This window comes from Bacteroidales bacterium (assembly GCA_021648725.1).
GTDB lineage: Bacteria > Bacteroidota > Bacteroidia > Bacteroidales > JAADGE01 > JAADGE01.
In genome coordinates, this window is record JAKISF010000019.1 from 38,769 (window position 1) to 63,566 (window position 24,798).

Here is a 24,798-nt window from a genome sequence, read left to right on the forward strand (position 1 = left end):
TATTATGTATCTTTCAAAAAAATTACTGCCGTTTTTCAAAACAAACAAAGGATAAATTAATATCTTTGCTAATCTTATTTTTCCTCATTCCTCAAATATCTTTAAATGAACAAAAAAATATTAATTATCATAACTTTCCTTTTTCTGATAAATACAATTTCATTTTCGCAAGAAGGGCATTTTTATCTCAATCATTACGATGAGGATGAAGCTTATACAGATTCTAAAGTAAAGAGCATTGCTTTTGACGATTACTCATCGGTATTACTTGCAAACAAAAAAGGCGTTGCAATATTTAACGGAACAACATGGAGGCGTGTGCAAAATATTCCGACAAATGTTTTAGTTCTTAAAACTGACACTACTTCACAAATTATATATACAGGTTTAAAAGATGAATTCGGCTACATTTTAAAAGACAGTTTAGGAATTTATAAATATAAACAGCTGAAACAATTAAACGAAGATGCCGGAGAATTTAATCAAATTATTTTAACCGGTGAAGAAGTAATTTTTTACAGTAATAAGAGCATTTTTATTGTTAATAAAAAGAATATCTCCGATATTAAACAATTAAAAAATAATGAAGGAGATGAATACAGCGGTATTCTTATAAGAAAAAACAAAATATACATTAACGTAAAGCATAAAGGAGTATGTACATTTGACGGAGAATCTATTAATTTACACCAAGACGGGAAAAAATTTAAAAACAGCAATATTTTATTCTATACAACTTTCAATAAAATAAACATTCTTATAGGAACTAATGAAAATAAACTGTATCTTTTTAACGGCAAAGAGTTTAAACAGTATTCAAAAAACACACAAGTAAGAAGCTTTCTGAAAGAAAATATCCTTTCAAACGGAATTGATTTCTCTCAAAAAGACTTTGTATTAAGTACACTTACCGGAGGCTGCGTTATTATTGACAAAATTTACGGAAAAATTAAACATAACATCAATTACATGACCGGTTTGCCGGATGACGAAATTTATGCCGTAGCAATCGATAAAAACAATGCTCTTTGGATTGCACACGAACACGGTCTGAGCAGCCTTGACCCCGATTTAAAAATTAAAGATTATTCCTCTTATCCCGGAATTTACGGAAACATAAATGATGTTCTGATAAAGGAAGACTGTCTTTATGCCGCATCGAACAACGGAGTATATCAATTAAAAGAACTTACCGATGTTAAGGAAAAACAAATTATTGTAAAAGAAAAAGCAAAATACGGTTATAAATTTGTTCCTAAAATTACTTATATAACACAATCAATAGGCTATTCATTTGTTCCCGTTAAAAATATTTCTGATAAATGTAAACAATTGTTAGAATTTAATAACAAAGTATTAGCCGTTTCAGATTTCGGATTATATGAAATCACAGATTCAACTGCAATACCCTTAATTAAAGATATTTACATCAACTCTCTTGCAAAAGATAAAGATACGAGTGTGCTATATGCAGCATCTTTAAAAGGAATTCGATTATTGTCTTTTACGGTTGATACAATAACAAGCAAAACAATTTGGAAAAAACAAGTTTTATTTGAAAATATTAATAAACCTGCATATTCAATAATACAAGATAAAAACGGGAATATAATTTTCGGATCGGAAGGAAAAGCATTTTTTGCAAAAAAAGATTCCTTGTTATCTTATAGAGAACCGATTGAAATAAACTTTCCGGAAAAAATAAACGAAGCTGTTAATGTTCAATTAGTAAACGAAAAAGTTTTATTTATTCAATCTGACGGAATTTTGGTATATAACAGTAAAACAAACTCTGGAAGTTATCAAAATAAGAAAAATTTACCACAACAAAATTTCAGATTTATTACAAGTAATGTTAATCCTTGGATATATAAAAATAACGAATGGGTTTCAACTGACTCTTCCGAACATATTAACAATAAAAATTACTGGAATCTGTTTCAGAAGATAAGAAAGTTATATATCGACAAAGATGCAAACACATGGATTATTAACAGTAAAAAAGAATTAATAAAAATTTCATCTGATACTTCTCAAAATAAAACTTGTGATTTCAAGATACAAATTACAAGAATATCAGATAATAATGACAGTTTATATGTTTTTAACAATCCTGCTTTTGAATATGAAAATAATGCATTGATAATTGAACTTTCGGCACCTTTTCGTATTAATCCGGACAAAACGCTTTACAGATATAAAGTAGAGGGACTGCCTAATTATGAAGATTGGTCAAACTGGTCAAAAAATTCAACAATTGAATTATCGTTTATTCCGGCAGGCAAATATACTTTAACTGTTAATGCAAAAAATATTTTAGGACAATTAAGCAATGAACAAAAATTATCATTTTCAGTTCTGAAACCGTTTTGGCAAACAAACACTTTTTATTATTTAACCGGTGGCGGTGCAATTATTTTATTGTTATTGTTGTTTTACTTGAGCAGATTAAGATTAAAAAGAAAAAACAGAATTCTGGAAGAAAAAGTTCGAGAAAGAACAATTGAGTTACAAGAAGAAAAAGATAAAACCGAAGAGTTACTTTTAAACATTCTTCCGAAAGAAACAGCAGAAGAATTAAAACGGAACAATAAAGTAGTTCCGCAGAACTACAATATGGTAACGGTATTATTTACTGATTTTAAAGGCTTTACAATGGTTGCTGAAAAACTTACGCCGACAGAGCTTGTTCATGAAATTGATTATTGTTTTAAAGAATTTGACAAGATAATCAGTAAATATAAGATTGAAAAAATTAAAACAATAGGAGATGCGTATATGTGTGCAGCCGGTTTGCCTAAAAAATATAAAGAAAATGCCGTTGAAGCCGTAAAAGCTGCATTAGATATTCGAGATTTTATGCTTGAATACAAAAAAAGATGTGAAGAAGAGAACAAAATCGGTTTTGAAATAAGAGTCGGTCTTCATACCGGGAAAGTGGTTGCCGGTGTAGTAGGTATTAAAAAATATGCCTATGATATTTGGGGAGATACTGTTAATCTTGCTGCCAGAATGGAATCTTCCGGTGAACCAGGAAAAGTTAATGTATCGGGAGAAACATTTAAATTGATAGAAAAAGAATTTTCATGTACTTACAGAGGCAAAGTTAAAGCAAAAAATAAAGGAGAAGTTGATATGTATTTTGTTGAAAAGGCAAAATAGATACGAGTTTATTTATTTTTTAAACAAAAAACAATACCACACCGCCGACGGCAATTATTGCTCCTGCAATTTCAATAAAGTTTACTTTTTCTTTAAAAGCAACAGCTGATGCAGGTATCAATAATATGGGTTGAATAGCCATTATTGTAGATGCAACGCCTGTATTTGTATTTTGAACTGCTAAAAGGGAAAATGAGATACCGAGAAAAGAACCGAATACCGATCCTAAAGCAATTAAACTTATTGTTTTTATCTTTTTGAAAGGAGCAACAACTTTTTGCCATCCTTTTGAAAATGTGATAAAAACAGCCAAGCCTAAAATTCCCGCAATAATTCTTATTTGACTTGAAGCAAAAGCATCATAAGGCCCCATTCCCATCTTACTTAAAACCAAGCCTGTACCCTGCCCCACAGCTCCGCCCAATGCTAACAAAACTCCAATGACGGGATATTTCAGTTTTTTATTCTTATCTCCGTTTTTTTCGATGCCGGAATCTTTTTGAATAACAACAATCGTAACACCGAATAATGTTATAACAATTCCCAAAAATTGTAAGCTCGTAAGGGTTTCGCCCAAAATAATCCAGCCTAAAAATGCTGCAATCGGAGGTGCAAGTGACATTATGAGAATAGAAACCCGAGCACCTATCAATACAAATGCTTTAAATAAAAACAAATCTCCCAAAGCAAATCCTACGATACCTGATAACAAAAGCCACAACCACGATTCGGTACTTGCATCAACAGGAAAAGTGTGATTTCTTGAAAACGTAGTAAAAATGCTTAAAAAAACTAATGCGAATACTAATCTTAAAATATTTATTGAATCGGCTCCGTTTTTTTTACCCAGAGATTCAAAAATTAATGCACCGAATACCCACAAAATAGCCGTAAACAGTGCATAAAATTCACCTTTAAAAAGTTCGAACATATTTGTTCTTATTTGTTAAATTCAAAAAAACAAATATATATCTTTTAAGTTGTTAAATGAGAATAAACAGTCGTTAGGCTTTTAACCGCTGACAAACTGTTGTTTTATACGGATTAAAATTTATTTCTTTATTTTTCGATAATCTTAAACTCAACTCTTCGGTTATTTTGTCTTCCTTGTTCCGTTTCGTTTGTATCAACAGGTTCATCCCAAGAAGCTCCTCTTGATGTTAATCTTGCAGCATTTATTCCTTTCGAAATCAAATAATTAACAACAGCTTTTGCCCTTGCTTTTGATAAATTTTCATTATATTCATGACTTCCTTTGTTATCAGTATGCCCTGAAATTTCAATTTTCATAGTTTTATTATCATCCAAAAGCTTTTTTAAACGATTTAATTCCGAAAAAGATTCTTTTCTGAGAGTTGATTTGTCAAAATCGAAAAAGATATTTTTTAATATAACTTTTACGTCTTTTTTTATCGGATATAATTTAATATTCTTAATAATTTCTTGGTACTTTTCTGACTTCGGAATATTAAAATTGTCAGAATAAAATAAATACCCTTCTTTTTTAACTTCCATTCCGTAATTTTTGCCGGAAGGCAATGAAACAAGATATTTTCCGCTTGTGCTGTTTGATTTAGCCGTTAAAATAAGTTCATCTTTTTCATTATCAAATATTTTTATTTCACTTTCAAGTTTTGCTCCGGTATTTCCGTCAGAAACTGTTCCTTTTACAATTGTTAAACGCACAACCTTATCGGGTATCGAATCTTTTTCAATTTCAATTTCAACAGGAAAATCAATTTTATAAATATCCATAAATCCTTTTCCGTCTTTTTTTACGGAAGAATAATAGCCTTGCTCTCCGCTTGCCGCCATTACAAAATACAAATCATCATCGGGCGAATTTACCGGAAATCCTAAGTTTTCAGGCTCCGACCATGTTCCGTCTTCTTGTTTAGCAGAGCGAAAAATATCATAACCGCCCATTGTGTTATGCCCTTTTGAACTGAAAAACAAAGTTCTGCCGTCGGGGTGCATAAAAACACCGTCTTCATCATATCTTGTATTTATTTTAGAACTCAATTTTTTTGCTTCGCCCCAAGTTCCGTTTTTTAATTTGCTCACATATATATCTCCGTTGCTTGTTTCGGGCTTTAATGTTTTTCCTCTTATGAAATAAAGTTCTTTTCCGTCAAATGAAATACATGCCGAATTTTCAACAGCATCAGTATTTATTGTCGGCGGCAAAGGAACCGGTTTTGTCCACCTGCTGCCTTTAAGTTCCGAAACATAAATATCAAGATTATGGTATAAAAAAAGTTTTTGACCGTCGGGCGACAAACCTACGGTTGCATCATGAGATTCGGTATTTAAAGGACTTCTGAGATTTTTTGGTTTTGTCCATTTTCCGTTTTTATTGTACGAAACATAAATATCTTCAAACAACATTCCGTCTTCATCTGATATTTTACCTCCGGTGCTGCCTTTTCTTCTGCTTGTAAAAATCATCATTGATTTATCTGCCGAAATAAGCGGAGCATAATCAGGGTATTCAGAATTCAGAACATCTAAACGAATAATCATTGCATCAATAGGTTGCGAGGCAAATAATTTTCCGTAGTCGCACTCTTCAATTCTTTTATTAACTTTTTCGGTTGAACCGTTATTTTCACGAAGTAATTTTTCAAATTTAAAATATTCGAAAATTGCTTCATCAAAATTCAAGTTGTATTGATAAGCTCTTCCGAGATTCCAATGAATAAGTAAAGAAACGTAAGGGTCTGAATCATAGGCTTTTTTCAGGTAAGGTAAAGACAGTTTTTTTTGAACTGACTCTAAATATGCAACACCTATTTTATAATTAAGTTCTGTATTGTCAGGGTTGTATTCATAAGCTTTATGGTAATGTTTCAAGGCTTTAAGATAGCCTCCTACTTTGTTTTTTTTATACTGAATATCTCCGTATTTTATATGTGTTTTTGCTTCAAGGTAGCCATCTTCTTTTATTTTAAATTCTTTTAAATCTACATAGATATTATCTTTTTGGGCAAAAGAAAATAATACCGAAAACAGCAGAAAAAAAAGTATAGTAATTTTTATTTTCATTTGATGCGTATTGAATAGTAACAAAAAATGTTGCTTATGAAAATGACACTTTTTAATTTAAAAAATATTTTTTCATTCTTCATTTACAAACCTTTTTGATGAAGGCATTTTATTTGAATCATCCGTATCTAAAAGATTTAAAACTTTTTGTTTGTTCGGTCTTTTATGTAATTCTTTTGCTTTAAGCTTTATATTGTCAGGAACAACAAGCTGTTGAAATAATTCAGGAGAAATTTGAGTTTCAAAATCAATATTTTTCTCCGTAGCATCTGTTTTTGCCATTGCAATCCAGTTTATTAATAAATTATCGGTATTTCCGACAGCAATTATTCTGAATCCTTTATTGTTCTGTTCTGAAATATAAACTTTTGTATCAGAAGAATTTGTAGTTAAAGTTACAACAGGTATATTTTTATCTTTTAACTTTGATGCAAATTTATTGTCAAAACTTATCCAAATTTCATTATTTTTCATTTTTACAATACCGAAATCATTTATTGTTTGTTTCAGTTCTTGTATTTCGTTGCGATTATATTTTACACCTGCAAGTGAGAGAGTTGCTATGGCATAAACATCAACACCCGAAAAAGCATTATCCTGAATATAATCCGGGGCATCTTCTAAGATAACTCCAAAATGCATATTAGGTCTATATTTTGATTCATTTCCTTTTTCTATGAAATCTGTTTCAATTTTATATTTATAAAAAGCAGGTTTTATTTTATCAATATCTTTCATAATAAAATCATAACTATTATCATTTAAATAGTTAATATTTCTGTTTGTTTCTTTTTTTACAACTTGAACAGCATTATAATAATATAAATAATACCAGGCGTAAGCACTTGTACCGATATAACCGAAACTTGTTAAGGTAGGTGTTACCGAAGGTTCTCCTCCTACATTATTTATATGTACCGCTTGGGCAGAACTTGTACTGCAATCAAATTGAGACGAGCCTATAGCATAAATTGCAGGGTTAAGGCGAGAATTTGCACCTGATGCTATTTGTAAAGCAGGATTTCCGGTACTGTTTGTTTTAGCATACAAACCGGGGTAAGCATCTGAAAACCCCCAAACTCCGAAATTATTATTGTATGACATTCCGTACACACCTGCACCTGCTGACGTTCCGTTTCCTTTGGTTTCTCCCCACACTCCTACTCCCATTCCTGCTCCGTCAAAATAACCGGATACTCCCGAGGGATAACTGCCTGCTGTTGTTGAACCGTAGTTTGAAACACCCTGAACAGCACTGTATAAATTAGTTGTATTAGTTGTTTCTCCGTATATGGCTACTCCCGTATTTGTGTTTCCGCTGTACAGCCCGTATGATACTGCATTAGAATTTGTTAAAGTTAAAGCTCTTTCTTTTGTACTTGTTGTAATTGTTCCGACACTTGTTCCTGTTGTTATTAAACTTACAACATCGCTTCCGTTTGTAAAGTTTGCAACATCTGCAATATTTATAAAATGTGCCGTATTTACTCCGTTATTAATTTCTACCGCACCCGCATCAGCCGTAATTATTCTTCCGTTACCTGCACCGCCGAAATCATAAGCCTGATCAAGTGTTGAGCCCCCGGGACCGGTATTTGTAATTTCAATCCAAGATAAACCGTTAAAAAACCAAAAAGTTTGTGTTGTAGTATTAAAAACCATTACTCCTTGTGCGGGAGTTCCCACAGAGGTATGATCAGCCATACGAGGAATCAGTATTCCTTTATTGACAGATGATATATCCAACATAGCCGAAGCATCCGGCAAACTTCCTGTTGTATTAATTGATACACTTTGTGAAAAAGTGTTGTTTATTATTGTGAAAATAACTATTAAAAAAATTAATTTCTTCATAATATTTGCGGTTTAAAGAATTCTTAAATATATTCATTATATTAACTGTCATCTTTTTTTCTCAAGCCTGCCTTTTTGGCTGTAATCTGCATTTTGTTTAACAGGTGCCGGCGGTGCTATACGAATACTTTTACTTTCAGGTTGATTATAAAGTTGCGGCATTAAGTATTTACCCCTTTCTCTGCTGTTTTTTTCAACTTCTACTATTTTTGAATCTTGATTTTGTTGTATGTATTTGTCATTTCGTTCAGCATAAAGCACCCACGAAACTTTTAAATTATTTGTACCGCCGGCAATTTTAAATTCATTATTTTTCACTTCTTCTTTAATGTATAGGTCAGCAGCCTTTCCTATTGGTGTTAAATAGTATGAATAGTTTATATTAATTGCATCAAAGTACTTCGGTAATTCAACAACTGCCTCACCGTTTTCGTCTAAAACTATATTTCCTCTGTAAATATTTAATATTTCAGGGGATTCGGCACAGAAGTGGCGAAGTTTTTTATTTTCGGGATCCAAAGGATGATCAATTGTAAATGCTTTTGTTCCCCATACAGTAAAATCACCGTTTACTTCCATATTTCCGTTTGAATACATTGCAAGTCCGCCGTTAATAAAATCTCCCCAAACACCAACATAACCAATACCGTATGTTCCCACAGCATTTTGAGTATTATCTCCGATTGCATCAGCATTTGAACCGTAAACACCGTAACCTGCTTGGTAATTTGTTTGTCCTACAATACCGTTTACTCCTTGCCCTAAAACACCGTGACCTCCGTCAGTTCTTGTATTAACACCCATTACACCTGCTGTTCCGTTTGCTCCGTCATCAATTCTTCCGTAAACTCCTACACCAAATGCAGTTCCGGTATAATAACCTGCAACTCCGGAAGTATAATCGTTACTGCTGTTAGTTTCAGCAAAAATTGTATTATACGCATTAGCAGTACTTGTGTTATATGCATAAATAGCTGCTCCTGTTCCGGCATTTTGAAAAGTAACAGCACTTGTCGGATTTGCAGCTGTTCCTGTACTTGATTCGGCATAAAAAGCATCAGTTCCGTTAAGGGTACTTGTTAAATATAATTCAATTGCTCCGTAATCTATATTTACTTGTCTTCCGAAACCGTTACCGCCGCAGTTATATGCTTCTTGCAATGTTACGCAAGATGCTCCTGATGCAGTTCCGGCAACCCAAGCAGAACCGTTCCATTGTAAAAAGTCATTTAAAGCAGGAGTTGCATTTACATTACTTAAATCATTTATAATATTATTTGATAAATCGTCGGCTTCATTATCAATTGTTACATCCCAATTTATACCGTTTTCTGTTATTCTCAATAAGTCTGTTGCATCAGTCCAAGTAAAGTTTGATATTGTTGCACCACTTCCGGCATCGTCTGTTCCTGCATACCAACTGCTGCCGTCCCATTTCAAAACCTGCCCGGATACAGAGGGGATTGCATTTACGTTACTTAAATCATTAATAATATTATTCGACAAATCGTCAGCTTCATTATCAATATTAACATCCCAATCTATACCGCCTTCCGTTATTCTTAATAAATCTGAGCCGTCACTCCATAAGAAATTTGTAATTGTTGCACCACCTCCTATATTATCAGCATCCGCAGTCCATTGAGAACCGTTCCATTTTAAAACTTGCCCCGAAACAGGATTCGCATTTACATTACTTAAATCATTAATAATATTATCCGATAAATCATCTGCTTCGTTATCAATATTTACAGACCAATCGGTTGTACCTTCTGTTATTGTTAATAAATCAGTTGCATCAGTCCATACGAAGTTATTAATAGTTGCTCCGCCGCTTCCGGAATCATCAATCCCTGCAACCCATTGTGTACCGTTCCATTCAAGTATTTGTCCGGCTCCGGTGGGGCTTGCATTTACATTAGATAAGTCGTTAATAAAATTATCCGATAAATCATCGGCTTCGTTATTAATCGTGACATCCCAATTTGTTCCTTCTTCGGTTACTCTTAATAAGTTGGTTGCATCTGTCCAAGAAAATGCGGAAATTAAACCGTCAACACTTGAAGTTCCCCCCACTTGTGCCCATTGAATGCCGTCAAAAAACCAAAACCCGTCAAGACTTGTGTCATAAACCAACAAACCTGTTGCCGGGGCAACAATTGCTTGCCTTTGAGCCGAATTCATTCTGGGGATAAGAATCCCTTTATCGGTTGCTGCAACATCTAACATTGCAGAGGCATCAGGCAACATTCCTGTTGTATTAATTGAAACATTTTGATTTTGCGAAAAAAGTTTTCCTGAAAATAATACAAGAAAAGCAACTGTTATTAAAAGATTTCTGTTCATGGGTAATTATTTCTATGTTAATATTTTATTTTCTGAATTTATTTTTTTATATTTTAATATTTAGGAACGATAACACTGTTATTTAGCCTGTATCCCAGAACAAACTCGTGAGAAGTTTTGCTCGGAATACTTGAAGTTACCAAATCGAAAGAATATCCTACAAGAATTTTTTGAGAAATGTATAATCCTAATTTCAGAATAATATCATTTGAGCTTCTGTAAGAAATTCCTCCCCAATATGCTTTTTTATAAATTGCTCTTACTCCGAAACTTGCCTGAAACGGAACATCTTTAACGTATTTCAATAAAACATTTGCTTCCAAACCGACATCTTTATTAACAGGATACAAATAACCTCCCATTAAGTTGTAATGTTTAAGCAAATAGCTGCCGTTTTTAGTTATATCGTTAAGTGTAATTACTCCGAGAATATGTTGAATTGAAATTCCGGCATAAAACTCTTGCCGGGTATCAGTGCTTGAATAAACTTTTTTTCCTTGCGAATTTGCGGAATGAAGCATTAAGCCTAAGTTAAAATCAGGAAGAGCCGTATTATTTTTATCTGTCATTAAAAAAGGATCGCTGCTTTGTCTTAAATAAAGTTCGGGATAATTTATTGCATATAAATCAACACCGCCCGAGATACCGAAAGAAAGTAACATTTTTTCGGCAACTTGTAAATCGTAAGCATAATTTAAATGTATTGTATTTTGCTCAAAAACTCCGGCTTTATCATTTATTAAAAATAATCCGAAATTCATATTGTTAAACTTCTTCATTGCATTTATTCCCATTGTAAGGGGTGCATCTTCAAAACCTGTCCATTGATTTCTGTAAAAAAGATTTATGCTTAATTCATCATTTGAGAAAGCGGCAGGATTTATTAAGTTTTTATTCAGTTCAAATTGAGTAACAAGCGGTACATGTTGTGCTCTTATTTGAAATGAAAAATATGCAAATACTAAAAATAATATGTAAAATTTCTTCATTCGAAATAATTATGTTATTAAAAATAAAATCTTTGCAGTATCAATGTTTATTTGAGAACATTAATATCACCGCTTAGTTTATTACCGTCAGGCAATGTGATAATATAGTAATATGCTCCCGAAGGTTGATCTCCTCCGTTCCATTCACCTTGATAATTGTTGCTTTTGTAAACTTCATCTCCCCATCTGTTATATATTATTACTTGCGAATTTTCAGGCAAATCATCAATAACCCATGTGTCATTAAAACCGTCATCGTTAGGTGTAATTCCGTTTGGAATATCAAACTCTGCTGCTTGCTCATTTACTTCTGCTAATGTCCACCAATTAAAAAAATCTTTTCCCGAAACAGATTCAATTGATGCCGTGTTATTAATATCATTAATATTCGGAGTGAAAATTATATCATTCCAAAGTTCGTTTTCGGTATTAAATCGGATTAATTTAAGATTATTTTCTGTTAAATCATTTCCTTCGATATCTGAATCAGTATATGAAAGCGTAAATGATACATCAGGATTTACGGTATAATTCGGTGCAATTTTCCAAAATCTGTCTATTGTTTTATTTGCGATTACATCTCCTAAATTATAATTATTTTCAGGCAAAGGTTCGTTTTCTATATTCGTGGGGTAAGTTGCAAACACAACGGAGCCTCCCGAACTTCCTGCTTCTTCAGGAGTAAAGCTTACATTTAAATCATTTTCGGTATTTCCCGAACCGAAAGGAATGTTAAATGTATTTTGCGAATCTCCTATTTTCATTTCAATTTCTCCGAGTCCGTCTGACGGTATTGTTTCTGAAAAAATATAACCGCTTATATATTCAATCTCGAAGTTATTGTTATTTAAAATAAGTCTGTTTGAATTCAGATTAAGAATTCCGTTTAAGGAAAGCAAACCGTTTATTTCGCAATTATTTACAAGAATAGTTTTTGTTTCGTTTACTATCGAAAGGTTCTCAAAAAATGTTTTATTGCTGCCTGCAATATTTGTTTCTGTTGTGCCTGACAGTATTAATGTGCCGTTCGGATAATTTTCAATATTAACAAATATATTTTCTGTTGAAGAATTGTTAATCCAATTACCTTCAAGTTCTATTGTTCCGTTTAAATCAATTTCCGGATTTTCTCCTGCGGTAATATTTACAAAATTTCCTCCGTGAATAAATGCACCGTCAGAAACATAAAAATTAGCTCCGTTGTTTGTTATTCCTTGACCGAATAAGACCGAAGAAACGGAAGTTATAATTAAAATCAGCAATAGTTTCTTCATATTAAAAAAAATTAATAACACATTGAACCCATAAAAGTAGCAATATCTTTATAAATAACAAAAGCCGTACCTTAATAGATACGACTTTTAATAAAATTTGTTTCAAATATTTATGCGATTCCCGAAAAACCCATAAATGCAAGTGCCAGTAAACCTGCCGTAACAAAGGCAATCGGTACACCTTTCATTCCTTTTGGTATTTCGGCTAAATCCATATGTTCTCTGAGGCCTGCAAAAATTATTAAGGCTAAACCGAAACCAATTGCAGAAGCAATTGCAAATACAGTACTTTGCATCAAATCAAAACCATAGTCAGGTCTTACGGCAAGTATTGCAACACCAAGTACCGCACAATTTGTTGTAATTAAAGGTAAAAATATTCCTAAAGCTTGAAATAATGAAGGGCTTACTTTTTTTAATATAATTTCAACCAGTTGTACCAAAGATGCAATTACTAAAATGAATGTAATTGTTTGCATATATTGTATTCCGAAAGCATCCAGAACATATTTTTGAAGTAAAAACGTTACAACCGTTGCAACGGTCATTACAAAAATAACAGCACCGGTCATTCCTACTGCAGTTTCTACTTGCTTTGAAACTCCGAAAAAAGGACATACTCCGAGAAATTGTGCAAGAACAACATTATTTACAAAAATTGCTGATATAATAATTAAAATGTATTCCATGATTCAGATATTTTTTTGATATTTTATATTTGAAATAAAATTAAGGTTATACTTTTTTAGACAATTTATTAGTTACTGCGATTATATAACCCAAAACAATAAAAGCACCGGGAGCTAATACAAATACCAATGCACCGTCGCCTTGATAAATGCTGATGTCAAAAATAGAACCGCTTCCGAGAATTTCTCTCACAGCACCTAAGATTGTAAGAGCCATTGCAAATCCGAGTCCCATTCCAAGCCCGTCAAGAGCAGAATCAAAAACATTATTTTTTGAAGCAAATGCTTCTGCACGACCTAAAATAATACAGTTTACAACAATTAAAGGAATAAATAAACCTAAAACATCATATAAACTCGGAACAAATGCCTGCATCATCAACTCCACGACTGTAACGAAAGATGCGATAATAACAATAAATGCAGGGATTCTTACTTTATCGGGAATCAGGTTTTTAACTAATGAAACAACAATATTCGACATCACTAATACAAAAGTTGTTGCCAGTCCCATTCCTAATCCGTTTAATGCAGATGATGTTGTTCCCAAAGTAGGACAAAGTCCGAGTAACATAACAAAAACTGCATTTTCTGCAAAAAAACCTTTTGAAAATATTTTTAATTTGCTCATATTATTTTAGTATTATATTTATCTTATTAACAGACTATTAGCTAAGTTATTTTTCAATTTTATTAAAAGCATTTCTTGCTCTTTCACAAGCATCACAAAAACCCCTTGAACTGATAGTTGCAGCCGTAATTGCATCAATGGTTCCTTGGTCTTTTGTAACTTCTATAAGAATACCGTCACCGTCTGTATCTTTTATTTCAGAAATGTTTAAGTTTGTAAATTGTTCGCTCCAATCGCTTTTATTTTTCTGCATTTTATCCCCTAAACCCGGAGTTTCATGGTGCTCAAGAACTGCTGTTTTATATATTTTCCCGTCAGGCGTAAAACCTACCATAATCCAAAATTCGCCGCTGAAACCTTTATTTGTATTTGCTTTAATTGCATATCCGCATATTTTTCCGTCTTTTTTTGTAGGATAACATTCAAGACTGTCACTTTCTGACAATGCTATTTTGAACATATTGGAAATAGGATCAAATATTGTATCAAATTCGGGAAGAACTTGTCCTATTGCACTTTTTTTCTTCTCAAGTTTTGCTTTTGCAATAGGTTCTTTTGTTGCTTGATAAACAAATGCTAAAACTGTGGCTGCAACTGCTGATACAATGAACAACACAACGACCATATTTACAAATGATGATTTCTTTTTAGATGCCATTTCAATTGATTATTTTATAATGACTAATGATTATTTATTTAAATTTTCCTTTAAAAGTTCAAATGTTGTTAAAAAATTGTCATGTGTTGTCATAGTGGTCAAGTAATGGTATTTATTTAATAATTTTTAACTGCTTTTTGACCATCTTTAAATCACTTTGCAACTATTATTTGACCATTTCTTATACTACTTTTGACTATTATTTTAACTATCTTTTAACCATTGTTTGACTATAATTTTAACTATTTACTTTTAATTTTTTCTCCGAACCGTTTCGGTTTCATATACATATTTATTATCGGTACAAATGCATTCATAATTAAAATTGCAAATGAAACACCTTCCGGAAATGCTCCCCAAATTCTTATAACAATGGTTAAAATTCCGATACCGACTCCATATATTAACATTCCGCTTTTGCTCATGGGTGATGTTACATAATCTGTTGCCATAAAAATAGCACCGAGTAAAATCCCTCCGGTTAATAAATGAAACACAGGATCTGCAAATTTATCAGGGTTTATACCCCAAAGAATAGCTGTAAAAATTGCAACTGTTCCCAGAATTGAAATCGGAATATGCCAAGTAATGATTTTTCTCCACAACATATACAATAATCCGATAATTAATCCTAAAGCTGCAACTTCACCGAATGAACCGCCCATATTACCGTACAGCATATCCATATAATCGGGAACTTTTTCGCTGATTTTGGTCATACTGTCTCCGTTTCTCATAAATTCAGCGAGATGTCCGAGAGGAGTTGCCCCTGTTGTAACATCGGTATAGCCTAACATTTTTTCTGTAATTACACTTGGCTTAGGCCAGGTTGTCATTTGTACGGGCCATGAAATTAATAGAAAAACACGACCTACCAACGCCGGGTTAAAAGGGTTGTTTCCTAATCCGCCGAATGACATTTTACCGATTGCAATCGCAACAAAAGCACCTATAATTACCAACCAAACGGGCAAACTACTCGGCAAGTTAAATGCTAATAATAAGCCGGTTAATGCAGCGGAACCGTCCATCACGGTTGATTCTCTTTTTAAAATGTATTTTGTAATCAAATATTCAAATAAAACGGATGAAATTACTGCCGAAGCAATCACGATAATTGCACCTAATCCGAAAAAATATACCGAAAACAGTAAAGTCGGAATTAATGCAATTAACACACCGTACATTAATTTCTTAACGGAATTTGTTCCGAGCTGATGCGGTGATAATGAGACTATTAGTTTAGACATGTTCTATCTATTTTTAATATTTTTTATTTGTTACTCTATTGTTATTAATTAATTGTTAAATGTTGTCATGTTTGGTCAAATATTGTTAAAATAATTGTTGTGTATTGCAGAAGTTGATTAAGTATTGTCAAGAAATCAAGATTTGCATTGTAAACCATCAACCACCTTTGACCATCTTTTAACTATTTTTTGACTATCCTTTCAACTATCTTTGACATTTTCTTCATTTTTTCAAACTATCATTTAGCAATTATTTAACTATTATTTGACCATTTTTAAAACTATCTTTGACTATTTCTTCCCTATTGACTTTATATAATTATTAAGTTTAACACTTAAGGATGTTAATTCATTTTTGTATTCTAAAAATCTCTCTTCATTTATTAACTTCCTATTCTTTGCTTTGGTTAACCACGTATAAGTTTCATTTAAAGAACCTCTTGAGTAATAATTAAACAACTTATTTGACTTATAATGAAACCTCCCATGCCCTTCACTTATATTTGCTGCAATTGAATCTGCTGATCTGATTAATTGTTTTCCGATTGTATCTTTTGAAAAATCATTCCATTTCATTATGTCTTTATATACTTTTTCAGCAACTTCCATCGCAATACTGTACACTTTTAAATCATCAATAAACATAATATTCCTATTTTTCAACTAATATACTGATTCTGACAACCTTTCAAAAATCTTTGACCACCCTTTAACTATCTTTTGACCTTTTAAAAACAACCTTTGACCACCTTTTAACTATCTTTTCAACAACATAATTTCTTACTTCATACTTCTTGCACGTCTTAATGCTCCTACTTGGTTTTTTCCTAATCTTATATAATCCAATAATGGTCTGTCTGACGGACATACATAACTGCAAGAGCCACATTCGATACAATCCATGACATCTTCTTTTTCTGATCTTTCAATTAATGCTTTTTCAGCAACTGTCATCAGCAAGAAAGGTTCTAATCCCATCGGGCAAACTTCAACACATTTTGCACATCTTATACATGGTTTAAATGCTCTTCTTTTCGACTCATCTTTCGGCATAATTAATATACCAGAAGTTCCTTTTGCAACAGGAACATCTGTTGTATTAAGAGCTTTTCCCATCATGGGGCCTCCGCTGATAATTTTTCCTGTATCTTCGGGCAAACCTCCTGATGCTTCAATTAAATCCTTTACCGGAGTGCCGAATCTTACAAGATAATTACCGGGATTTTTTACAGATTTTCCGGTAATTGTTACAACACGTTCAATTAACGGCTTATTTTTTTGAACTGCTTCATATACAGCATAGGCTGTTCCTACATTATGGACTACGGCCTCTACTGCAATAGGTAAACCTCCCGAAGGAACTTCTCTGCCCGTAACAGCTTTTATTAATTGTTTTTCTCCTCCTTGCGGATATTGAACTTTTAACGGAACAACAGTTATTCCTTTATAATCTTTTAATAAGCTGTTAAGATGAGAAATTGCATCAGATTTATTATTTTCAATTCCGATTATTGCCTTATCAACTTTTAAGGCTTTCATTAAAATTTCTGTTCCGACAAGCATTTCTTTGCCTTTCTCCAACATTAATCTGTGATCAGACGTAAGATACGGTTCACATTCAACACCGTTGATAATCAGAATTTCTGCTTTTGTTCCTTTCGGCGGCATTAATTTAACATGAGAAGGAAAAGTTGCTCCTCCTAAACCTACAACACCTGCTTCTTGAACTTTTTTAATAATTTCTTCCGAACTATAGTTAAAGTCTTTTATAAAATCTTCGCTTCTGTCAATTTTCTCATCCCATTCATCTCCTTCAACATTAATTATTACGGCTTGTTTTTTATATCCGCTTGTATCTATAACAGCATCAACTTTAAAAACCTTGCCTGAAACCGAAGAATGAATATTTGCTGACACAAAACCACCTTGCTCTGCTATTACTTGTCCGACTTTTACAATATCTCCTTTCTTTACCGAAACTTTTGCAGGTGCCCCGATATGTTGAGACACAGGAATACTTACTTGCTTCGGGATTGCTAAAACCTCAATTTTTTTATCTGCCGATAATTTGTTTTCGGGAGGATGAATGCCTCCTTTCGGGAATGTTTTTAACATTTTTATTAGATTTTATAATCCTTATTCAGTTTTATTTTCTTTATTATCGGTTTCTTTTGCCGAATTTTCTTTCGCAACTTTTATTAAATCAACTTCTTTCTTTTCTGTTGCAGTTTTTTTCTCTACTGCCGGTTTTGCTTTTCTCGGAGGTAAATTTACTTCCCATATTGCATTAGTCGGGCAAACTCCTACACATTTTCTGCAAAGAACACATTTAACCGGGTCGATATATGATAAAAAGTTTTCAATTGTAATTGCATCATACTTACATTCTTTCAGACATAATGTACAACCGGTACATGCAACTGCACAGGCTTTTTTTGCTGTTCCCCCCCTGTCTTGGTTAATACAAGAAACAAATATTCTTCTGCTTTTCTTTCCTGCCGGTCTAAGTTCAATAATATCTTTCGGGCAAGCTTCAACACAAGCACCGCATGCCGTACACATATCTTCAATAACAACAGGAAGGTTTGTTTCGGGATCCATATACATTGCATCAAAACCGCAAGCATCAACACACTCTCCTAATCCCAGACAACCATATTGACAAGCTGTTTCTCCGGCATACAGATTATGCTGAATTGTACAATTTAATGCACTGTCGAATTCGGTTGTTTTTTTTCTGAATTGAGGAGCACCGTTACATCTTATGACAGCAATGAGCTTTTCTTTTTCACTTGCTGTTTTTCCCAATACTTTTGCAACTGCTGCCATTGTTTCATTACCTCCTACAGGGCAATTCAAACTGTCTAAATCATCTGCTTTAACACAAGCCTCTGCAAAATTACGACAACCGGGAAAACCGCAACCGCCGCAATTTGCTGCCGGTAATGCTTCTTCAACTTCGTCAATACGAGGATCTTCAAAAACTTTAAATTTTTGAGATGCCCAATACAAAATAATTGCAGCAATTATTCCTACGGAACTTACTGTTATTATTGTTGCTATTACTACTTCATTCATTATAAATAATTTAAATATCTTAAATGTTTACGGCACCCGTTTTCGGGTAAACAATTGATTTTTTTATTGAAAATGAAAATGTTTTTTTTAGTTTATCTTTTGTTAAATATACTACTAAATAATAAGGGGCTAATGCACCTAAAGCTACTAAACCGGCAAATAATTCATTTTCGGTAAAAGATAACATTATAATCATTGTTACAAGCAATACCAAAAAAGGCAAAATATAGCCGATAAATAATGCTCTGAACCCTAATGATTGTTTATAATACACTTCAACATGCTCTCCTTGTTTATATTCATTTGGGTTTGCAACAAACACATCAACTATTTTTTCTTCAACATCAGAAACAGAGCAAGAACCTTTTACCGAACAAGACGCACAACTTGAATGACTTATAATGCTGACTTGCAACTCACTGCCTTTAACTTCCTTAATGATTCCCTTATGCTCTATTTGTACATTTTTCCCCACACCAAAATTTTAAAACTGCAAATTTAAGTAATTAGAATTAATCAACTCATTTTATAAAACATAAATTTTAATTTAGAACGGTTTTAAATAAATGCTGTATTCTATTAAATTAGATAAATTATGAGATTTTTTAAAACTTCAACTTCTGAGAATACTATTCATAATTATGTGCCGGAACATATTCTTTAAATCCTGCAAAAAAACGGAACTTATGTATTTTTCGACTTTTTATGCGAATACAAAAATTTAAATTGTTGCAAATTAACTAAACGGCACAAGTAAAATTATTTATCTTAGATATCCTGTTCCTCTTTCTTGAACAACATTAATAAAATTTTGTATTGAGCGGTTATAACCCTTTTCGATATCATCAGGAAAATAACAGGCAGGCAATTCATCGTTTCTTCTGTGAGAAGCAATACAGTCGCAACATATTCCTTTAGTTGAGCACGGATATGAACAATTACACTTTTTTAAATTATTAGCCTTTTTACATTCCATAGTTTTTATTTTTAATTTATTGTTGTTTTAAAAAAAATCACAAAATATCTTTAAGAATTTCATCTAATTCTTCGGCACTTAGATTTGAACCTATTATTTTACCGTTTTTATCTAATAAATAATTTACGGGGAAAGTTCTGATACCGTACAGCTTAACAACATCTGAATCTAAACCTTTTATATCTGACACACATATCCAATTTATTTTGTCAGCTTCAATTACTTGCTTCCATTGTTTTTTATTTCTTTCCAAACAAGCTTGAAAAATCTCGAAACCTTTCGGCTTAAACTTATCATATAATTTTTTATATTCGGGATTTCTGCTTCGGCTTAATCCGTGCCATGATGCTGCAAAATCAAGCAATACATATTTTCCTTGTAATGAGGATAAAGAAATGTTTGTTTCTGATGTATCGGGCAATGAAAAATCAGGTGCCTGCATTCCGTCTTGTGTTCTTTTTCTTACTTCAATTTTATCTGAGAGTTCTTTATAATATACCGAAGTTCTTACCGTATCTTTAAAGTTTTCGGTTATTTTTTCAAGTTCATTTAAAGGTAAATAATCTGCTAAGCTTCGAGATGCAATGAATGTTGAAACAAAGCTTTCGTTATTTTCTTTAACATATTTCAAAATAAAATTCATTTGCTCTTCCGAAACTGCTCTGAAATCGGTTTCTAATTCTGTCAGTAATGCTGTATCGTTGTTAGACATAGCAATGTCTTTTTGTTCATAAATTTTACTTTGTTTATTTTCAAACACAACATTATTTTCTAAAAATGCAACATATTCGGCATGTGTTTTTGAACCTTGCACTTCAACCATGCCTTGTTTATTATAATCTGCATTTACCTGAACATGATTGGGTTCCATAAAAAATTCAATAATAATTTGTCCGTCATCAACAATAAGGTAGTATAGTTCAGGGGTGTTGATTTTAACATGTTTAAACTTGAATTTACTTTTGGTCATAAATAAGGAATCAATTGTAACAAGCTTACCGTCAAGATATTTACCTAATACAACTTTCCCTTCAAAATAACCTGTTATATATCCCTTTATTAAGTAATCATTTTCTTTTTTATAAGAATTTTTGCAAGAAAAGAATACTAAAAAAGAAATAATAAGTATGATAAGTTTTTTCATATTCATAAAATTAATTATTCGGTGTTTTGACTTATGCAAAGATAATTTATTTTCAGAATTCATTAAATTTTTAAATCTTCGCAGGCTCAAAATTCAAATATGAACGATATTTTTGAAAACGGAAGGAAACTGCCGCTGATTCAGGAATTTTATACAATTCAGGGCGAAGGTTATCATACGGGGAAAGCTGCATATTTTATAAGAATAGGCGGTTGTGATATAGGCTGTAGTTGGTGCGATACAAAAGTTTCGTGGAATACTGATTCGCATACATTAGCATCAACGAAAGGAATTATCGAAAAAGCATATTTATCCGAAGCAAAATCAATTGTTGTAACCGGAGGTGAACCGTTAAGTTATGATTTGAATTATTTAATACGAAAGGCAAAAGAAAAAAACTTACAAACTTTTCTTGAAACTTCCGGAGCTTACGAATTATCAGGAGAATGGGATTGGGTTTGTTTATCTCCAAAAAAACAAAAGCCTCCTTTGGCAGATATATATTCAAAAGCTGATGAACTAAAAATGATTATTTTTAAAAATGAAGATTTGCTTTGGGCAGAGGAGTGCTCAAAAAAAGTATCTGAAAACTGTAAGTTATATTTACAACCCGAATGGAGTAACAGAGAAGAAAATACTTTAAGAATAATAGAATACGTGAAAAAGAATCCTAAATGGAATTTATCCGTTCAACTTCATAAATATTTGCATATTCCGTAATTATCAACATAAAAAACAAAGGCTCTTCAGTTAAGAAAAGCCTTTGTTAATACCTGTAAATCTATTTATACCAACTTATTTCTCTTATAAATGCATCCGTAAATCCCATACTGTGAATTGTTACGAGATATTTCTCAGCATCAGATTTGAATTTATATTTTCCGTATGTATAATGATTTAAATTATCATTTCCGCTTCTGATTTTTACCTTTCCTCTGAAATCTTTAAAGAATCTGTGTTCTTTTGATATTTTTCTGGAGAAAGCACCTAATTGAATTGTGTAAACACCGCTTATTCCTCCGTCATCTAAATCATCTTGATTTGTATCAGTATTATCAACAACATCAGTAAAGGCATTATTTGCACCTTGTTTATCTAAAATTGTAACTAACACATCTTTATCGGTATTTTTATATTCCAATAAATCAACATATATCATATTTTCGGTAACGCCTTCACGTTTCAGATAATCTATAATATTTTGCTTTCTTTTTTTTGCAATTTTCTCATCTGTACCGTTTTTTGTAGAAATATTAACAACTAAGTCGTTATTTTCCGACATAAAATCAGACAAAACATTCAGGAACAGATAGTTTTCATTATTTAAATCAGAGCTGCCTTCTTCAAAATCTAAAGAATACACTTTATGAACTTTGCCTCTGTTAATTTTATCTAAATTATAATTTCCTAAATCTTTTTCAATTTCATCGTCATAAGGAGCTGAAAAGGTAAATGCTTCAAAAAAATGTTCGGGAGCTTCTGCGGAAGCGAAATAATTATTATCTCTGTCAACATTTGCCGAAAAATCGCCGTCAGTTTTTTGATTAAAGAATCTTTTCTTTGTAGCAATATTGCTTATTTTTACATCGCATTCAGTTCCTGTTTCACTTTGCACGTTTCCGCTTACTAAAAGATGATATAGTGATGAGTCTGAATAATTCACTAAAAAGATATCTCCCCTGCCCTTTCCTTCCGGGCGTTTTGACATAAAATAGGCTTTTTTATTATCGCTTGTTTCAAAATAAAAAATATCATCTTCTACAGAATTAACGGGCATTCCGAGATTAACAGGTTTTCCGAATTTAGTGGGACTTGCTCCTTTTGATTTGAAAATATCATACCCGCCGATAGAATTGTGCCCTTTTGAACTAAAAAACAATGTTCCGTCAGCATGTATATAAGGACTTTCTTCGTCAAATTTTGTATTTATTTTTTTTCCGAGGTTTTTTGCATCCGTCCAATTTCCGTTTTTATCTTTTTTTATGTAATAAATATCTTTTCCGCCTTTTCCTCCGGGGCGATTACTTGAAAAATAAACAATGTTTCTTTCTTGATTCATTGATGCATGAGTTTCGCTGTATTTTGAATTTACGGCTTTAAATTTTTCGGGTTTTGTCCAGTTATTTCCTGAATATTGGCTTGTGTATATATCTCCGCTTTTGTAAACCAACATAAATGTGCCGTCTTTAGAAACCCAGCAACTTGCTTCATTATCTTTTGAATTTAAAGGTTTTGAATAAGGATCGGGTTCTTTATCATTTTCATTATCTATATTAATGAAAAATATATTTTCATCATATTCTCCGTCCTCTGTTTTTTCAGTTCTGAAAGATGTTTTTTCTTTTGAGGTATAAACAAAAATTCCTTTATCTTCAATTAAAAACGGAGAATGCTGTGTATATTCGGTATTTATAGCATTACCGGGAGAACTGATTTTAATTTTTCTTTTCTTTTTAAATTCTTCAATTGCAGCTTCCGAAGCCCTTATTTCATTTTCAAGAATTGCAATTGACTTGTATTTTTTATATTCTTTATTGATAACAAGCTCGTTATAAGTTCGAATCGCTTCCTCAAACATATGATTTGCATGATATGCTTTTCCTAATAAAAACTTTGCATCTAAAAAACCTTTACTGTTATTCTTTTTCTCAAATAATATAACCGCTTTTTGAAGTGCTGCAATTGACATATTATTTCTGTCGGGAGTTCTCAGGTAGCACTCTCCTAAGTTCATGTGATATACTGCTTTTTCGGGATCTTTTTCAATTAATTTCTCATAAGCTTTAATTGCATCAGGAAAATTTCCGGCAAGTAATAACTTCTCTGCATTCTTTGCACTTTGCGAAAAAGAAAGAGTTGTAATAAAAAATAATGAAATAAAGGTTAGTACATATTTTCTCATAATAGTTTACTTTTTTTAACAGATATGCAACAATCGTGCAAAAAATTAATAAGACAAATAAGCCGTAATATTAATAAATAATTAATTACTATGTAATTTTTAAATCAATTTTCGAAATTATTTCTGAATAATTATCTTGGTTAATATCAATAATCAAAGCATCGGTAATACCGAAACGTCTTAATATATCATACACTAAATTTTCGCGAACAACCCAAATCATGGTATAAGAATCATTTTCACATAGTTGTTCAATAGACTCTGACCAACCTTTTCCTTTTAATTCAAACGGTCCTATTTCATCAATTAATATATATTCGGCATTATTAAGGTTTTCAGGTTTAAGTATTTTTTTTCCGAACTCTAAGCCTTCTTCATTAAAATAGAAGCGTCCGATTCTTTTTTGCTCGTTGTTGCCGGTTGCTTTACACAATAATTTACTTTCTTTTGTATTTATATCAGTTATGTGAAATTCTGCCCTTTCGTTATTCTTAAAAGTACCTTTTGCGAGAAACCCCGAAACTTTTTTATCTTTTTGTTTTAACAGATCCATAAAATTCTCGGCATAAGTGCTTTTACCGCCTTGCCTGATTCCTTCAATTATAATTACTTTGCGTTTTTTATTACGATTTTTAAATTCTTCAAGAATATATTCGGCATCTAAAATATTTTTAACAAGTGCCTGAATCGGATTTTTTAATATTTTTTTGGGACTTGAAGCATGTTTCATTAGATACGGTAAAACAGAAAATGCCAACCCGAGTGCAGTATAAAATTGCCAAAATCCTTTTCTGTACAGC

General features: G+C 32.2%; 20 protein-coding genes. 2 read left to right on the forward strand and 18 right to left on the reverse strand.

What is annotated here, in order from left to right; genetic code table 11:
* The first annotated feature begins 105 nt into the window (after positions 1–105).
* Positions 106–3,162: a hypothetical protein gene (locus L3J35_08510; GenBank protein ID MCF6366229.1), complete on the forward strand. Its 3,057-nt coding sequence runs from the start codon at positions 106–108 to the stop codon at positions 3,160–3,162.
* Between the two features lie 19 nt (positions 3,163–3,181).
* On the opposite strand, the gene L3J35_08515 is transcribed toward L3J35_08510, so the two are convergent.
* The 16 genes from L3J35_08515 to L3J35_08590 all read right to left on the reverse strand — a co-directional run bounded on the left by L3J35_08515 (position 3,182) and on the right by L3J35_08590 (position 21,096).
* Positions 3,182–4,093 carry a DMT family transporter gene (locus L3J35_08515; GenBank protein MCF6366230.1) on the reverse strand — a complete coding sequence of 304 codons (912 nt, stop codon included), beginning with the start codon at positions 4,091–4,093 and terminating at the stop codon, positions 3,182–3,184.
* A gap of 128 nt (positions 4,094–4,221) precedes the next feature.
* Positions 4,222–6,207 (reverse strand): OmpA family protein, encoded by a 1,986-nt coding sequence (locus tag L3J35_08520; GenBank protein MCF6366231.1) that lies wholly within the window; start codon positions 6,205–6,207, stop codon positions 4,222–4,224.
* Positions 6,208–6,279: 72 nt separating this feature from the next.
* Positions 6,280–8,061 (reverse strand): hypothetical protein, encoded by a 1,782-nt coding sequence (locus L3J35_08525; protein ID MCF6366232.1) that lies wholly within the window; start codon positions 8,059–8,061, stop codon positions 6,280–6,282.
* 48 nt (positions 8,062–8,109) lie between these two features.
* Complete coding sequence (locus tag L3J35_08530) at positions 8,110–10,407, reverse strand: hypothetical protein (protein ID MCF6366233.1); 2,298 nt, start codon at positions 10,405–10,407, stop codon at positions 8,110–8,112.
* Between the two features lie 53 nt (positions 10,408–10,460).
* Positions 10,461–11,396: a type IX secretion system membrane protein PorP/SprF gene (locus L3J35_08535; GenBank protein ID MCF6366234.1), complete on the reverse strand. Its 936-nt coding sequence runs from the start codon at positions 11,394–11,396 to the stop codon at positions 10,461–10,463.
* 47 nt (positions 11,397–11,443) lie between these two features.
* On the reverse strand, positions 11,444–12,670 hold the full coding sequence (locus tag L3J35_08540) for a gliding motility-associated C-terminal domain-containing protein (protein MCF6366235.1): 1,227 nt from the start codon (positions 12,668–12,670) through the stop codon (positions 11,444–11,446).
* Between the two features lie 110 nt (positions 12,671–12,780).
* A complete protein-coding gene (gene rsxA / locus L3J35_08545; GenBank protein ID MCF6366236.1) occupies positions 12,781–13,359 on the reverse strand; it encodes an electron transport complex subunit RsxA in 579 nt (192 codons plus the stop codon).
* A 46-nt stretch (positions 13,360–13,405) separates the two neighbouring features.
* Complete coding sequence (locus tag L3J35_08550) at positions 13,406–13,990, reverse strand: electron transport complex subunit E (protein ID MCF6366237.1); 585 nt, start codon at positions 13,988–13,990, stop codon at positions 13,406–13,408.
* Between the two features lie 46 nt (positions 13,991–14,036).
* The gene (locus L3J35_08555) at positions 14,037–14,648 is read right to left on the reverse strand and encodes an RnfABCDGE type electron transport complex subunit G (GenBank protein ID MCF6366238.1); all 612 of its coding nucleotides are present in this window, start codon (positions 14,646–14,648) and stop codon (positions 14,037–14,039) included.
* Between the two features lie 242 nt (positions 14,649–14,890).
* The gene (locus L3J35_08560) at positions 14,891–15,898 is read right to left on the reverse strand and encodes an RnfABCDGE type electron transport complex subunit D (protein ID MCF6366239.1); all 1,008 of its coding nucleotides are present in this window, start codon (positions 15,896–15,898) and stop codon (positions 14,891–14,893) included.
* A 291-nt stretch (positions 15,899–16,189) separates the two neighbouring features.
* Positions 16,190–16,561 (reverse strand): four helix bundle protein, encoded by a 372-nt coding sequence (locus L3J35_08565; GenBank protein ID MCF6366240.1) that lies wholly within the window; start codon positions 16,559–16,561, stop codon positions 16,190–16,192.
* Between the two features lie 117 nt (positions 16,562–16,678).
* A complete protein-coding gene (gene rsxC / locus L3J35_08570; protein ID MCF6366241.1) occupies positions 16,679–18,013 on the reverse strand; it encodes an electron transport complex subunit RsxC in 1,335 nt (444 codons plus the stop codon).
* 21 nt (positions 18,014–18,034) lie between these two features.
* Positions 18,035–18,976, reverse strand: coding sequence for an RnfABCDGE type electron transport complex subunit B (locus tag L3J35_08575; GenBank protein MCF6366242.1), 942 nt, complete (start codon positions 18,974–18,976; stop codon positions 18,035–18,037).
* 19 nt (positions 18,977–18,995) lie between these two features.
* Complete coding sequence (locus tag L3J35_08580) at positions 18,996–19,451, reverse strand: SoxR reducing system RseC family protein (protein MCF6366243.1); 456 nt, start codon at positions 19,449–19,451, stop codon at positions 18,996–18,998.
* A 288-nt stretch (positions 19,452–19,739) separates the two neighbouring features.
* Complete coding sequence (locus L3J35_08585; protein ID MCF6366244.1) at positions 19,740–19,952, reverse strand: DUF6485 family protein; 213 nt, start codon at positions 19,950–19,952, stop codon at positions 19,740–19,742.
* Positions 19,953–19,989: 37 nt separating this feature from the next.
* Entirely contained in the window at positions 19,990–21,096 is a 1,107-nt protein-coding gene (locus L3J35_08590; GenBank protein ID MCF6366245.1) for an AhpC/TSA family protein, read from the reverse strand.
* Positions 21,097–21,195: 99 nt separating this feature from the next.
* Here L3J35_08590 and L3J35_08595 point away from each other — a divergent pair, with 99 nt between their 5' ends.
* Entirely contained in the window at positions 21,196–21,816 is a 621-nt protein-coding gene (locus L3J35_08595; protein MCF6366246.1) for a 7-carboxy-7-deazaguanine synthase QueE, read from the forward strand.
* A 61-nt stretch (positions 21,817–21,877) separates the two neighbouring features.
* Here the strand turns inward: L3J35_08595 and L3J35_08600 are convergent, their stop codons facing one another.
* Positions 21,878–23,998 (reverse strand): hypothetical protein, encoded by a 2,121-nt coding sequence (locus L3J35_08600; GenBank protein ID MCF6366247.1) that lies wholly within the window; start codon positions 23,996–23,998, stop codon positions 21,878–21,880.
* A gap of 88 nt (positions 23,999–24,086) precedes the next feature.
* Positions 24,087–24,798 (reverse strand): hypothetical protein (locus L3J35_08605; protein ID MCF6366248.1); only part of this gene is annotated, 712 nt, incomplete at its 5' end.